Below are 14,185 nucleotides of genomic sequence, written 5' to 3'. Positions count from 1 at the left end.
GAGTCCCGCATGAATACCGTCTCCCAACGCACCATTCTCGTGACCGGTGGCGCCGGCTATATCGGCTCGCACACCTGCGTCGAGCTGCTGTCGCGAGGCGATCGCGTCATCGTGCTGGACAATCTGGCCAACAGTAACCCCGAATCGATCGAGCGCGTGCGCCGGATCACCGGCTGCGAAATCGAGCTGATCGTGGGCGACGCCTGTTCGGCCGAGGTCATGCGGCAGGTCTTCGACGCGTACCCGATCGATGCGGCAATTCATTTTGCCGCGCTCAAATCGCTGGGCGAGTCGCTCAGTCAGCCGCTGGCCTACTACCGCAACAATCTCGACAGCCTGCTGACGCTGGTCGAGACGATGAGCCGCCGCAACGTCAAGACGCTGGTGTTCAGCTCGTCCGCGGCGGTGTATGGCATTCCGGCCTCGGTGCCGGTCGACGAGTCGTTTCCGCTGCAGGCAGGCACGCCTTACGGGCGCACCAAATTGATGGGCGAGCAGATACTGTCCGATCTGGCCGCCGCCGACCCGCAATGGCGCATCGGCATGCTGCGTTACTTCAATCCGGTCGGGGCTCACGAGAGCGGGTTGATCGGCGAGGACTCGGCCGACGCGCCGAGCAACCTGATGCCCTATGTGGCCCAGGTCGCTGCGGGCAGGCAACCGATACTGCGGGTATTCGGCGGCGACTACGACACCGTCGACGGCACCGGCGTGCGCGACTATATCCATGTCGTGGATCTGGCGCGCGGGCATCTGGCCGCACTCGACACCCTGTTCGGGCGGCCCGGCGGCTTCACCGTCAACCTGGGCACCGGGCGCGGCTACAGCGTGCTGCAGATGATTGCGGCATTCGAGCAGGCCAGCGGGCGCAGGATTCCCTATGAGATTGTCGCGCGCCGCGCGGGTGACGTCGGCGCCTGCTATGCCGATGCTTCGGCGGCAGCGCGCGAGTTGGGCTGGCGCGCCACGCTGGACATCGAGCGCATGTGCGCCGACCAGTGGCGCTGGCAATCGCAAAACCCAAGTGGCTTTGGCCAGCGCAAGCCGCCGAGCGCAGCCTGAGCGCTGGGCCGCGTGTTGAAAAGCGACTGTGTGCGCCCGACCGAAGGTCGGGCAGTGCCCGGTATCCTCAGCGATACCGGGTGCGATCCCACTGCGGCGCGCGGGTCTGCTGCGATGCAAACCCGCTCGCTACGTTTTTCGACACCCGGTCAGTTCGGCAACTCATTGCCTTTGGTCTCCGGCGCGAGCGGGATGATCAGCAGGCCCAGCACGAACACGATGGCCGTCAGCGCCACCGGCACGCCCAGCGTCTTCATGTGCAGCACCATCGCGCCGAGTGCGAAGTTCACGCCGGCGCCGATAAAGCGGCCCGCCGACGTGCAGAACGCGAAAGCGGTGGCGCGCACGCGCGTCTCGAACTGCTCCGGCAGCCACAGGCTGAACAGAGCGAAATTGCCGCCGAAAAATCCCAGCACAAACAGCAGCGCGATGAACGGCACCAGCCCGTTGGGCAAATAGAACGCCCAGCCGAAGCTCACGGCAATCGACACTGCCATGCCGAGGAAGTACACGGCGAGCGTCTTGCGTCGGCCGATTCTCTCGGCCATCGGCGGCAGGGCCAAACAGCCCAGAATCGTGCCGATCGACAGGATCGCGGTGGCAATCGAGGCGGTCTTCACCGCGTCGACCTTGGCCATGCCGGCTTTGAGCGCAAGATGGATCACGGCGGCCGGCTCGTACACAGCGCCGGCCCACAGGCCGATAATGGCCACCGTCAGCAAGGCCGCGGCCACCAGGGTGCGCCTGGCATAACGCGCACTGAAAATTTCACGCAATGGTTTCGCGTGCTGGACCACGGCGCTTTTCTCGGCACGCTGCCACTTGTCGGTTTCCTTGACGCGCAGCAGTACCAGGATCGACACTACGACCGGCACCGCGCCGGTAAGAAACATCGCGCGCCAGCCGAAGTGCGCGCCGATCGTGTAATTGAGCGCGGCGGCCAGGAAAAAGCCCGCGTAATAGCCGGTTTGCAGATAACCGGCGCCCATTTTGCGACGGTCTTCCGGCCATGCTTCGGCCACGTAGGTGCCGGCCAGCGCCCATTCGCCGCCGATGCCGATGCCGGCGATCAGGCGATAGATGGCCAGCGACCAGACCGACTGCGCGGTGGCGGCCAGTCCGGTGAAAATGGCAAAAATGAAAATCGTCGCGGCGAGCACGCGCGTGCGCCCGAATCGATCGGCGATGGGCCCCCAGATGAACGACAGCCCCCAGCCGACCAGAAACAATGCGAACAGAATCGAGCCGGCCAGGCCGATATTGCCGGGCGTGGCGGCATAGCCGGACTTGGGCAGCAATTCGGTCAGCGCCGGCGCGAGCACCAGCGCGTAGATGAACGAATCCATGCCGTCCAGTGTCCAGCCCGCCCAGGCGCCCCAAAAGCCGGCGATTTGCGAGCGATTGAGGGGAGTGCGCTGCTTGCGCGCCCCGGTACCGGCCATCGTGTTATCCAACATCTCCATAGACTCCTCCAGATTGAGCTTGTAACCGGCCGTCTCGCCGGGGTCGTACCTTCTACTCTGAGTTGTTTTTTTGCGCAAGAACCTCTTGCCGGGTTGAACTGCGTGGTCTCGAACGTGTTGCGATGATCTCCTAAGCATTGAAATAGTGTGCGGCCGGTGGGCGCCGCACAGGTCAGTTTGCGACGGACTCCCGGTCGCTCAGCCACACCAGATCGTCAAGCCGATGCTCGTCGGCGCTGACCGCATTCCATTGGCAACAGGCGCCCGCGGCCAGCCGCGTAAGGACGCTGCCGCCGGGCATTTCGATGGCCAGGCGGGCGCCGCGTTCGCGGGCCAGCTCGATGGTGTCGCGCCACCGCACGGGACGAGCCATGTTGTGGGCGAGATCGGCGGCGATCAGATCGCCGCGCCACAACGGGCGGGCAATAGTGCTGCTCAGATAGACGCAGTGCGGGGCGTGCGTGGGCACGCTGGCGAACGCCCGAGCGAGTTCAGCCGCTGGCTCGGCCAGCAGCGGGCAGTGCGAAGGCACCGCCACCTGCAGCATTTCGCAGCGGCGCGCGCCGTGCTCGCGCGCCAGCGCGTCGATGCGCTGCAGCGCGCTCTGTGCGCCGGCGACCACCAGTTGGGTCAGATCGTTGAGATTGGCCAGAAACAGCGGCGTGGCCGGCGTATTGACGAGATCGATCAGCGGCTGCAAAGCGGGTTGGGTCAGGCCGATGATCGCCAGCATGCCGTAGCCATGCGGATAGGCATCTTCCATCAGGCGCCCGCGCAATGCCACGAGCCGCACCGCGTCGCCGAAGTCGAGTGCGCCGGCCGTCACAGCCGCGGGATAGGCGCCGATCGACAGGCCCGCGACCATCTCGGGCGGACGGGCCCGGTGGCCTAGCAAGCGGGCAAAGGCCACGCCGGCGATCAGCAGGCAGAGCTGCACGGCCACGGTCGAGCGCAGCGCCGCGGCGTCGTCGAGCCTGAGCACATCGTGGCCCAGCGCCGCGCTGGCCTCATCGAGGGTCGCGGCAATCATGGGATGCGCGGGCAGGTCGTGCAGCATGCCCGCACGCTGCGCGCCCTGACCGGGAAAAGTCCAGACGATACTCATATGGCTGACGGGCACGACCGTGCCGTCACTGGCATTCGAGGCCGTGCAGGCGTCGCCCACGGGTCGTCGCGCAGCACCGGGCCGCAGTCGGTTTTGAGCAGCACGGCCCCACGCGCGGCGGCCCATTCGGCCAGCGAGAAAGCGCCGTGCCCGGTGTCGGCCTGCACGTCGATGCGGCTCGCCTCGCCCGCTTGCTCATTCAATGCCGCGAGCGCGCGCAACAGGTTGGCTGCCGCGCCGGCGGACATCGCGCGGGGCAGGCGCAACAGCAGATCGAGGTCGCTGTCCTGGCGCAGCACGAACAGGCCGCTGGCCAGCGTGAAGCCGACGCTGCCGGTAATTCCCCAGGTCAGGCCGCACGCGTCGAGCATCGGCGCGATGCGTTCGAGCATACGCAGGCACGGCAACGCGTCACGTTGCGGATGTGTCTGCCAGGCGCGCGAGCGGGCCAGCGCCTCGGGCGCGACGCGGCGGATGACGTCGCGCGCGTCGACCCAGGCGGCGTGACGCTGATGGCGCATGCGGCCGCGCAAACCGACCGGGATCCGCGCGGGCAACTCGCGCGAAGCGCGCCGCACCACGGCGGGCGCGCTGCCGAGCCATTCTCGAGACGCCCATGCGGGCAGCGGGTCGGGCGATTCGTACGCCCGCGGCGACGCGAACCAAAGAAGATCGTGCGGCAAGAGAGCACCCTCGCGATCCGCGCTCACGAGAACGGGTTCGGGCGCCGCAGCCAGGCTCGTGCTGGCCGCACGCGATGCGCCGGGTGCGGCTGGTGCATGCATCGTTTTCACCACTGTTCGCGCAGCAGCGCTTTCACCCGGCAGGTGGCGCCGCGCTGCGGCCCCGCCAGTTGCACGCCGGGGCGGCGCTCCGGCTCGGCGCGGATGTCGCGCAGGGCCGCTTCCAGCGTTTCGCGCACCAGCGCCACGTCGGCCGGCTCGGGGGCATCGGCCTGACGTACTTTCAGCAAACGCCACAGCAGGCCCAGCGACGCATAGTTGCCGATGTCGTAGGCCATCGGCGGCACCTGCGCGCTCAGCGCCTCGAGCCCCTCGACCGTGCGCTGCGTGATGCGCGCGGCCGACGCCTTGCCCATCGCATGCACCATCACCTGCGGGTCGTCCAGCGCAATCAGCCGGTTGGCCTGGTAGCCGTGCGCGAGGAAGGCCCCCGACATGGCACGCCCGACCAGCAGCGCGATGACCGGATGCCCCGACTCACGCGCGCTCGCGTAGGCATCCACGGCACCGGCGAGTGCCTGGTGAATGCCCAATGCTTCCTCGTTACGCCCATAAGCCTGGCTGGCGACGTCGACCACCGCCACCACCGGTCGTTTGTGAGTGCTGTGCTCGTCCGCGTCGATGACCTCGCGCACGGCACGGGCGATGTCCCACGCCTCGCGCAGGCCGACTTCGCCGTGGCGGGCGCGGGGAAACGGATTGTCGGGGTCGGGTACCACTGCGATAAAGCGTGCCGCGGCATCGGCCAGCGAGCCGTCGACCACCTGGACCGAGGCGGCGTAGCCGGCTTGAGGTGCGGCCGGCCCGCCAAGCGCCGCCAGCCATGTACGGCCACGCTGCATCGGTTCGGAAGGGTTGGAGGATGTCATGCGGCGAATCTCCTGCCATAAATCGTGACCGCCTGTTCCGGTGTGACGGCCGTGTCGGGGTCGATCTGCGCGAGGCTGTCCCGGAACTGCTCGACGCGCTCGCTGCGGCACAGCGGCGGGGTGCCGCGCGCGAAGCAGGCGATGGCGGCGTCGCGCACCTGCGTCGCGTCGTCCTCGACCAGCCGGTCGGCGAGTCCGCTGCGGTAGCGTTGCTCGCCGCCGGTCAGGCGCCAGATCATCGGCTTGTCGCGCGAGTCGAATTCGGCGATGCCGGCTTCCTGCTCGATCACCGCGGGGCCATTGAGCCCGAGGCGGGCCTCGCGCGTGACGATCAGCTCGCTGCACAGCGCCGCGGCGATCGACATGCCGCCATAGCAGCCGACCGTGCCGGCGATAATGCCCAGCACCGGACGGTGGCGCCGCAGGGCAACGATCCCGGCCTGGATCTCGGCGATCGCGGCCAGGCCGAGGTTGGCTTCCTGCAGGCGGACGCCGCCGGTCTCGAACAGAATGATTGCGCCGGTCGGTGTGCCGTTGTGATTGTCTTCGAGCGCCAGGGCCAGACAGCCGGCGATTTTCGCGCCGGCGATCTCGCCCATGCTGCCGCCCTGGAATGCGCCCTCGATCGCGAGCACGACAGTCGGCTGTTGCGCCAGCAATCCCTTGGCCGCCACCACGCCATCGTCGGCCTGCGCGGTGATGCCTTGCTGCATGAGCCATGGCGAATACAGGCGCTCGAACGGGCCGGCCAGTTCGCGAAACGATCCCGGATCGAGCAGCGCATGGGCCCGCTCGCGCGCGCCCAGTTCGATAAAGCTCTGTCTGGTCAAAATATCGTGCGCGTTCATCGGCGGGCTCCGGAATCGTGAGCGGCAATCATGTCGAGGACCTGGCCCACGCGCATGCGCACCACACCGGGGGTGGCGCCGAAATCATTGATTTCGAGCTGCGCGGCCGGCAACGTGCCGGCGCCGAAAATGCGCTCGAGCACGGCGCCCCAGACGCCGGCCATGCCGTCGACGGAGGTCGTCACGCGAACGATGGTGCGCGCGTCGTCGGCCGGCTCGAGCAGCACTTCGAGATCGCCCGAGGCCACCACGCCGGCGAGCGCGCGGCCGCGGGCGCGTGTGCCGGCGGGGTAATCGAAGGTCAAGGTTTCCATGATGAGCTATGCCTTTGAGGCAGCCTGCGCCGGGCGCAGCCGCCGATCCAGAAAGAGCGCGGCGGCCAGCAGATCGGCCGCGCCGCCCGGCGACACGCGCAAGGCCAGCAGCCGGCGGACCAGCGCCGCGAGCGCGCGCCGGCCGGGCAGCGTGGCCGCTCCGCCCGCATCGAGCACCGCCTGCGCGCCAGCCTGGGTAGCGCCCAGCGCGGCAGGACCGCCTCGCGCGAGCACGCAGGTGTCGTCCAGGCTCGCCATTACCGCCAGCAGGGCGTTCAGGCGCGCCGCGTTTTCATGATCGCCGCGCGCCCGCGCCTGCCAAAGGGCCGGCAAGGCCGCGTTCACGACGTGCGGAAAGCCGGCTTGCGCCTGTGCGCGAGCGCCGCCCACGCCATAGGTCAGGCAGGCCTGCTCGCCCTTGTGGCCGGTCGACGCCGGCGCGTGCCGGTCGGTGAGGCGGGCGAGCGCGCCGGCGTGCCCGGCAATCACGTGCGCGGCCCGCTCGGCCGGATGTTGCGCAGCGGCAGACACCAGCAGGCCAAGCGCCCAGATCGCGCCGCGATGGGTGTTGACGCCGGCGGTGGCGTGCAGCATCGCCGCTTCGGCATGCCGGCCGAGCGCGCCGACGCGCTCGCGCAGGACGCCGTCCAGCGGGGCATGCCAGCTGGCCAGTGCCATGGCGTGAAACGAAGGCAGCAGCGCGCAGGCCGAGCGGCACATCAGTGGCCAGCTCAGATCGTCGTGCGCGCCACGGCCTCCCAGGTCCACCAGGCCGGGTTTCGGAGTAAGCATGACTTCGTCGAGCAGCGCCGCCACCGCATCGCGCGCCAGCCGGGCCGCGGCCCGATGGGCTGCCGGGGTGGCAGGGTGGGCAGGGTGGGCGCCGAGGGGCGCGAGCGCACGCCGACACGCTTGACGGGTCTGCATCACCAGCTCCTGAAACGGGCCGGCGGTTCATATAACCCGTCGGACCATTCGACCAGATCGGCCATGCTTTTGGCGGCCAGCAGCGAGCGTGTGGCGGCGCGCCGGTCGACCCCGAGATCCTCGGGCAGGGCCACCAGCCCGTCGCGGCGCAGTGCGGCACGCTCGGCCGCGGTGGAACGCAGGCCGATCGGCGTGACGCCCGAGACCGCGGCGATCATCCGCTTGCGCTCCTCCAGCGAACGCGCCTTGTAGAGATAAGCGATGCCTTCCTCGGTGAGCACGTGGGTGACATCGTCCCCGTAGATCATCACCGGTGCCAGCGGCATGCCGGCCGCGCGGCCGACCTCGACCGCATCGAGCGACTCCACCACCGACGGCCGGCCCGAGCCCTGGAAGGTCTCGACCATCTGCACCACCAGCTTGCGGCCGCGCTCGAGCGGATCGTCGGTCTGCAGCAGATCCAGCCAGGCCGGGCTGGCATGACGCCGGCCATGTGGATCGTGCCCCATGTTCGGCGCGCCGCCGAAACCGGTCAGGCGGCCATGGGTGACGGTCGATGAATTGCCAAGACCATCCATCTGCAGCGTCGAGCCGATGAATAGATCGACCGCGTACTGGCCGGCCAATTGGCAGAACGCACGGTTCGAGCGCAGCGAGCCGTCGCGGCCGGTGAAGAATATATCGGGGCGCGCGGCGATATACGGCTCCATGCCGAGTTCGCCGCCGAAGCAATGCACGCTGTCGACCCAGCCCGATTCGATCGCCGGGATCAGCGTCGGGTGCGGGTTGAGCGTCCAGTGCCGGCAGATTTTTCCCTTGAGCCCGAGTTGCTCGCCGTAGGTCGGCAAAATCAGTTCGATGGCCGCGGTGTTGAAGCCGATGCCATGATTGAGCGATTGCACCTGGTGGCGCTCGTAGACGCCGCGAATCGCCATCATTGCCATCAATACGTGCATCGGCTTGATCAGGCGCGGATCGCGGGTAAACAGCGGCTCGATGAAAAACGGCCGATCGGCCTGCACCACGAAGTCGACCCACGAGCCGGGAATGTCGACACGGCGCAACTCGCCCGGGTCGTCGACGATCTCGTTGACCTGGGCAATCACGATGCCGTCCCGAAAAGCTGCGGCCTCGACCAGCGCAGGCGTGTCCTCGGTGCTTGGGCCGGTGTAGAGATTGCCGTGGCGGTCGGCCTGATAGGCAGCGACCAGCACGACGTTGGGAGTCAGATCGACGTATAGCCGCGCGTACAGCTCGATATAAGTATGGATGGCGCCGACTTCGAGGATGCCGTCCTGCAGGAATTGCGAGATTCGCAGGCTTTGTGTGCCGGCATAGGCGAAGTCGAGCTTGCGGGCAATACCGCGCTCGAACAGGTCCAGATGCTCGGGCCGGCTGACGCTGGGGATGATCAGATGCAGGTCGTGCAGTACGCCGGGGTCTGCCTGCGCCAGCGAGCGGGACAGGAAATCCGCCTGCTTCTGGTTATTGCCTTCGAGCACCACGCGGTCGCCCGGCATGATCAGCCGCTCGAGCGCCGCGACGATTCGCTCCCGGGGCAGCAGCACGCCATCGGCGAGGGAACGCACCTGGGCCAGGCGCCGCGCTTTTTCCGCCCGGCGCGTGGCCCAGCGATTAGCGGCAGGTGAATGAACGGTCATGCGCTTTCTCTCACGGTATATGCTCTAACTTTAGGGCGCGGAGCGAAGCGTATCAATCAAGCCAAGCGTAAATACATTACTATCAGGGTAATCATTGGACTCATCGGAAAGGCTACTCAATGGCGATCGACGAAGCCGTTACGCTCAAGAAGCTGGAGGTATTTTTGGCATTCATGCGCATGGGCAACATGGCCCGCGTCTCGGAGCGCCTGTCGCAGAGTGTGGTGAGCGTGCATCGTGCGCTGCATTCGCTGGAAGAGGGTGTGGGCTGTCCGTTGTTCAAGCTCGACGGGCGCAAGCTGATTCCGCTGCAAACCGCGTACACGCTGGCCGAATACGCCGAGCGGGCGGTGCGCGAATGCGAGGAGGGCTTGCGCCGCACGCGTGAGGCCGCCGGCTTCGCCTCGCCGCGGCTGAAAATCGGCTCGCTGTATTCGCTTACCGTCGGCACCATTCCAGAGTTGCTCATCAAGCTCAAGGTGCGGAAATCGGCGCTGGATGTCGATCTGACGCTTGGCTCGAATCGCTTGCTGCTCGAGTTGCTCGCGCAGGGGCGGCTCGACGCGATCGTGATTGCATCGCGCGAAGAGTATCCGGACGACTCGCTGCTGTCGGTGCCGCTGTTCGACGACGACATTTTTTTCGCCGCACCGGAGGGATCGCCCTACGCGCACGATAGCGAAATCGACCTGGCGCGCCTGCGTGACGAAAAATTCGTCGCACTCGACGACGAATATGCCACCGCCTCGAATTTCAGCCACGCATTCGAGATTGCCGGCTACGAGCCGCAATTGGCGATGCGCGTCGGGGATATCTTTTCGCTCGTCAATCTGGTCAGCGGCAGTGTCGGATATAGCCTGCTGCCGGGACGGGTGCGGCCTTTCAGCCCGCGCATCCAACTGATTCCGTTGGCGCAGAAATACCGCACGCGTCAGACCATCGCCCTGATGCTGCCGAAAAAGCGCGAGCGCGACCCGAATCTGCTGGCACTGGCCGCCGAGTGCCGCATGCTGGGCGCGGCGCGAGGCTGACAGAAGCGGCGCGCCCGCCGGAATTTGGGGGGGAGCGCACCCCGCATGGCGTCTTATGGGGCAAAATCCTACTCGTGACAATCAACGCACTCTAGCGTGCCGGCGCAACCGTCCTCGACAGGTATGGGGCGCGGCGCCGATTCTTCCAGGAAGCGTATTGCCCGATGTTGAATCCTGTCAGTATTCTCGCGGTGACTTTTCTGTCGAGCCTGATGAGCATGGCGGTGCTGGCCTCGTTGCGGCCGGCCGGCATTGCCGGCTTGACCCGCTGGATCAGCGCGAATGGGCTGGCCATGATTTCCCTGGTGCTGTTCGCCTGGCAGGGGCACGGCCCGGCGTTTTTGACGATCATCGTCGCCAATGGCGTGATGGGCGCGGCGGTGCTGCTGATCCTGCAGGGGGCGCGCCAGTGCTTCGGACGGCGCGTCCATTACCCGGCCGAGTACGTGGCGTTGTTTGCCGCGGTCGCAGGCGTGGCGTACTGGTATGCGGCGGTGCCCGACATCAATGCGCGGGTTGCCGTTGTCTCGGCATTTCACGCCTATGTGTACGCCGCGCTCGGCTGGCTTGCCTATCGCGCGCGGCCGGCCGAGCGACCGAAGTACAGCTACCGGTTCGTGGTCGTGGTCGCCGTGCTCGGCTGCATCGGCCACGTGGTGCGCGGCATGACTTACCTGCTCGGCGCGGTCGACCAGAGCGCCTTGCTGCAGGTCTCGCCGATCAATATCGCCTTTCTGGGACTTGGCATTCTCGCGTTGCCTTGCCTGTCGATCGGCATGGTCATGCTGGCCCACGACCGGCTCGTCAGACGGCTCGAACGGCTGGCCAACGTCGACGAGCTGACCAGCGTGCTGTCGCGCCGCGCCTTCCTGGCGCAAGCCGAGGCCTTGGCGCGGTCGACTCAAAGACATGGTGCGCACCTGTTCGTTGCCATTATCGATCTCGATCACTTCAAGGCCATCAACGACGACTACGGCCACGGGGCCGGCGACTGCGTGCTGGCGTATTTTGCCGCGCTCGTGTCCCGGGAAATCCAGCCGCGCGATATTTTCGGGCGGCTCGGCGGCGAGGAGTTCGCGTTGTGTTTTTGCGCTGCCGCGCCCGACCAGGCGCTCGGGCTGGTCGACCGCCTGCGCCGCAAGGTAGCGGCATCCGCTTGCCAGACGCCGGCCGGCTTGGTGGCGTGCACGTTCAGTGTGGGCGTCGACGAATATCTGGTCGACGAATCGATATCGGCGCCAATGGCACGCGCCGACGCCGCGCTCTATACGGCCAAGGCGTTGGGGCGCAATCGCGCGGTTGCCGCATGGACCGTCGCCCTGCAAGATGATGCGCCGGCGCCGGGCGACGGCGGCCAGCGGCGCGCTCTGGGCGGGTACGACGCGTCGGCTTGACGCGTGCGCGCCGCACGCGACCCGTGGATCAGTCCTTCAGCTTTCTCACGCCCAGAATTTCCAGCAGCACTCTTTCGTAGGCCGGTTCGGTGCCGCCGACCTTCATGCGGCGCATGAAATACTTCTCGAAACCGATCTTTGCCAGGTGTACCCATTTGCCTTCGCTGGACCAATTGAGGTTGCGCGGCGGCAGTTGCGGCAGGGCCACGAAGGCGATGCCGCGATCGCCGAAATCGGCCAGGCAAATGGCATTCCAGGTCGCGCGTGTGGACGGCTCCTGGCCATCGAGCGCGGCGCGGATGTTGGCCGCGGTGGCGCTGACCATCGATTCGATCATAAAGCCGGTCTTGGGCACGCCGGTCGGCACCGGCGTGGTCTCCAGCGGGGCAATCGCCACGCACACGCCGACTGCGTAGACGTTGGAATACGTCGGATTGCGCTGGAATTCGTCGATGATCACAAAGCCGCGCGGGTTGACCAGCTTGTCGACGCCGATCAGCGCGTCGACGCCCTTGAAGGCCGGCAGCATCATGCAATATTTGAACGGCAGTTCGTGTGTGCGGCGTTCGTGCCCGAGGTCGTCGTATTCGGTGACGAACATCTTGTCGGCTTCGATGCGCGTGGTCTTGGCGTTGCAGATCCACTTGATGTCGTGCTCGCGCATGGTCGACTCGAGCATACCTTTGGAATCGCCCACGCCGCCCAGGCCCAGGTGGCCCACATAGGGCTCGGACGTGACGAACGTCATCGGTGCGCGATCGCGGATCTTGCGCCTGCGCAGATCGGTGTCCATGATCATCGCGTATTCATAGGCGGGCCCGAAACACGAGGCGCCCTGGACTGCGCCGACCACGATCGGGCCGGGCGCGGCGACGAATTGCTCCCAGGTCTGGGCGGCCGTCTCGGCGTGGTCGATATGGCAGATCGACTGCGAATGCGCGGCTGGTCCGAGGCCCTCGATTTCGTCGAAAGCCAGTTTCGGGCCGGTGGCGATCACCAGATAGTCGTATGTCACGCATTCGCCGTTGCCCAGCTCGACCTGATTGCGCTCCGGATGAATCCGCTTGGCGCCGCCGGTCTGCAGACCGATGTTTTTCTTCGCCAGCGCCGGCTGCAACTCGACGTCGACATCCTTGCGGGTGCGCCACTTGACCGCGACCCAGGGATTGGACGGCACAAAATGGAAATGCGTGTCGTCCGCAATGACGGTCACGACATCTTCCGCACGGGCGGCCTTGCGCATTGCGTAGGCCATCGACAAGCCACCGATTCCGGCGCCGACAATCACAATGTGAGACATGATTTCTCCTTGCGCGCGCCACACGGAGCGCAAAACACCGAATTCCGACGGCAACGCCGTGAGGCTTTGCCGTTCCTGCCGGGCGCCTGGCATCAATGCAGCAAAGCGTTGATTTGCGCCATCTCCCGATCATCCAGCTCGCCTGCGGCGGCACTCAGGCGCAAGCGTTCCATGGCCACCTGATAGCGCGCCGCGGCGAGGTCCCGCTGCGTGTTGGACAGCGCCGATCGCGCGTTCAGCACGTCGATCGAGGGCCGGTCGCCAGCCTCGAAGCCCGTCTGGTTTGCATCGAGCTGCAGGCGTGCCGAATGGACCGCCTGGGTGAGCGCCGTGACCCGCACCTGCGCGCTGCGCAAACCGAGGTAGGCCTGACGGATCTGGCGCGCCACGCGCACGCGTGCGGCGTCCTGATCCATCTCGGCCTTGTTCAGCAGCGCGAGGCTTTCGTCGCGTTTGGCGCTGCGCATGCCGCCTGAATAGATCGGGATGGTCACCATGATGCCGACCACCGCGCTGTTGCTGTGCATGCCGCCCGTGCCGCCATATCCGGCACCATTGACGCGCTGGCCCAGGTAGGAGGCGAACGCATCGACGGTGGTGCCGCCATCGGCACGATAGCGGGTCGATTCCGCCTGCGCGGCACTCACGCCGAGGTTGCTCAGGCGAATCAGCGGACTGGTCTGCAGCGCGCGTTTTTGCCAATCGGCGAAATCGCCGGCCTGGATTGCCGCGAGTCCGGCCGAGTCGGTCAGGGGCTGCAGTGCGGTGTCGGGCTCGCCGGTCAGATCGCGCAGCGCCGCGCGTTTGAGATCGAGCTCGGTTTGCGCTTCGATCATCTGCGCGCCGGCCAGATCGGCGCGTGCCTGCGCATCGCTGGCGTCGGTAATGGCGGCGTCGCCCGCCTCGAAGCGGGCCTGGGCGATCGCATGAGCGCGCACCGCGGTGTCGTGTTCGGCCTTGAGCGCAGCGAGGTTGTCCTGCGCCAGCAGCACGTCGAAGTAGGCTTGCGCGACTTGCAGAAGCAATGTTTGACGGGCCAGCTGCAGCGACACCGGGCCGGCGTCGGCGGCCGCGTTCATTTGTTGGGCAGTGGCGGTTTTCGCCGAACTGTACAGATTTTCACGGATGGTGAGCGCCCAGTTGGCGTCCGATGCGCCGGCCGAACTGGTGTCGAAGCCGATTCCCTCGTTGCTGCCGAAGCCAGGCCCCGAGAAGCGCGCTCCGCTCGTCTGCTGGTTGATATCGCCATAGCCGAGGCCGGCGGTGGCGGAGATCTGCGGCAGGTATCCGGCGCGGCCTTGCCGGCGCTTGGTCGCATCGGCCTGGCTTTGCGCGACGGCGGCGGCGTATACCGGGTCGTGCGCGAGCGCCGCACGCGCCGCGCCAAGCAGGTCGGTCTGCGCGTATGCGAAGGTGGCGCACAGGCCGAGCAGCGCGGCGCCCCAGCGCCTGGTCGAGATCATGATGG

At 66.9% G+C, this 14,185-nt stretch carries 13 protein-coding genes; 3 read left to right on the top strand and 10 right to left on the bottom strand.

The window, feature by feature from the left end:
• Positions 1-9: 9 nt before the first annotated feature.
• A complete protein-coding gene (gene galE / locus PATSB16_RS09410) occupies positions 10-1,062 on the top strand; it encodes a UDP-glucose 4-epimerase GalE (protein ID WP_047213901.1) in 1,053 nt (350 codons plus the stop codon).
• Positions 1,063-1,211: 149 nt separating this feature from the next.
• Here galE and PATSB16_RS09405 read toward each other — a convergent pair whose 3' ends face one another.
• The 8 genes from PATSB16_RS09405 to mdcA form a co-directional block, all read right to left on the bottom strand.
• Entirely contained in the window at positions 1,212-2,525 is a 1,314-nt protein-coding gene (locus PATSB16_RS09405) for an MFS transporter (protein ID WP_418303895.1), read from the bottom strand.
• 172 nt (positions 2,526-2,697) lie between these two features.
• Complete coding sequence (gene mdcH, locus PATSB16_RS09400; RefSeq protein WP_047213900.1) at positions 2,698-3,630, bottom strand: malonate decarboxylase subunit epsilon; 933 nt, start codon at positions 3,628-3,630, stop codon at positions 2,698-2,700.
• Positions 3,627-4,415, bottom strand: a complete 789-nt coding sequence (locus PATSB16_RS09395; protein WP_083566873.1) for a malonate decarboxylase holo-ACP synthase — start codon at positions 4,413-4,415, stop codon at positions 3,627-3,629. The genes mdcH and PATSB16_RS09395 overlap by 4 nt, the downstream gene beginning before the upstream one ends.
• A gap of 5 nt (positions 4,416-4,420) precedes the next feature.
• Positions 4,421-5,242 carry a biotin-independent malonate decarboxylase subunit gamma gene (gene mdcE, locus PATSB16_RS09390; protein ID WP_047213899.1) on the bottom strand — a complete coding sequence of 274 codons (822 nt, stop codon included), beginning with the start codon at positions 5,240-5,242 and terminating at the stop codon, positions 4,421-4,423.
• Complete coding sequence (locus PATSB16_RS09385; protein WP_047213898.1) at positions 5,239-6,090, bottom strand: biotin-independent malonate decarboxylase subunit beta; 852 nt, start codon at positions 6,088-6,090, stop codon at positions 5,239-5,241. The genes mdcE and PATSB16_RS09385 overlap by 4 nt, the downstream gene beginning before the upstream one ends.
• Positions 6,087-6,404 carry a malonate decarboxylase subunit delta gene (locus tag PATSB16_RS09380; RefSeq protein ID WP_047213897.1) on the bottom strand — a complete coding sequence of 106 codons (318 nt, stop codon included), beginning with the start codon at positions 6,402-6,404 and terminating at the stop codon, positions 6,087-6,089. Before PATSB16_RS09380 ends, PATSB16_RS09385 begins: the two co-directional genes overlap by 4 nt.
• Before the next feature lie 6 nt (positions 6,405-6,410).
• Positions 6,411-7,331: a triphosphoribosyl-dephospho-CoA synthase gene (locus PATSB16_RS09375; RefSeq protein WP_047213896.1), complete on the bottom strand. Its 921-nt coding sequence runs from the start codon at positions 7,329-7,331 to the stop codon at positions 6,411-6,413.
• Positions 7,331-8,992 (bottom strand): malonate decarboxylase subunit alpha, encoded by a 1,662-nt coding sequence (mdcA, locus tag PATSB16_RS09370; RefSeq protein WP_047213895.1) that lies wholly within the window; start codon positions 8,990-8,992, stop codon positions 7,331-7,333. Before mdcA ends, PATSB16_RS09375 begins: the two co-directional genes overlap by 1 nt.
• 119 nt (positions 8,993-9,111) lie before the next feature.
• Between mdcA and PATSB16_RS09365 the strand changes: the two genes are divergently transcribed.
• Together PATSB16_RS09365 and PATSB16_RS09360 are read left to right on the top strand one after the other, a co-directional pair.
• The gene (locus PATSB16_RS09365; protein WP_047213894.1) at positions 9,112-10,023 is read left to right on the top strand and encodes a LysR family transcriptional regulator; all 912 of its coding nucleotides are present in this window, start codon (positions 9,112-9,114) and stop codon (positions 10,021-10,023) included.
• Positions 10,024-10,187: 164 nt separating this feature from the next.
• Positions 10,188-11,417, top strand: a complete 1,230-nt coding sequence (locus PATSB16_RS09360; RefSeq protein WP_072628632.1) for a GGDEF domain-containing protein — start codon at positions 10,188-10,190, stop codon at positions 11,415-11,417.
• A gap of 28 nt (positions 11,418-11,445) precedes the next feature.
• On the opposite strand, the gene PATSB16_RS09355 is transcribed toward PATSB16_RS09360, so the two are convergent.
• Together PATSB16_RS09355 and PATSB16_RS09350 are read right to left on the bottom strand one after the other, a co-directional pair.
• Entirely contained in the window at positions 11,446-12,717 is a 1,272-nt protein-coding gene (locus PATSB16_RS09355) for an NAD(P)/FAD-dependent oxidoreductase (protein ID WP_047216433.1), read from the bottom strand.
• Between the two features lie 92 nt (positions 12,718-12,809).
• Complete coding sequence (locus PATSB16_RS09350; RefSeq protein WP_047213893.1) at positions 12,810-14,180, bottom strand: TolC family outer membrane protein; 1,371 nt, start codon at positions 14,178-14,180, stop codon at positions 12,810-12,812.
• Positions 14,181-14,185: the final 5 nt, after the last annotated feature.

It is taken from the genome of Pandoraea thiooxydans (assembly GCF_001931675.1).
Taxonomy (GTDB): Bacteria; Pseudomonadota; Gammaproteobacteria; order Burkholderiales; family Burkholderiaceae; genus Pandoraea; species Pandoraea thiooxydans.
The sequence above is the reverse complement of the archived record's forward strand: the minus strand, read 5'-3'. Positions and strand labels throughout refer to the sequence as shown.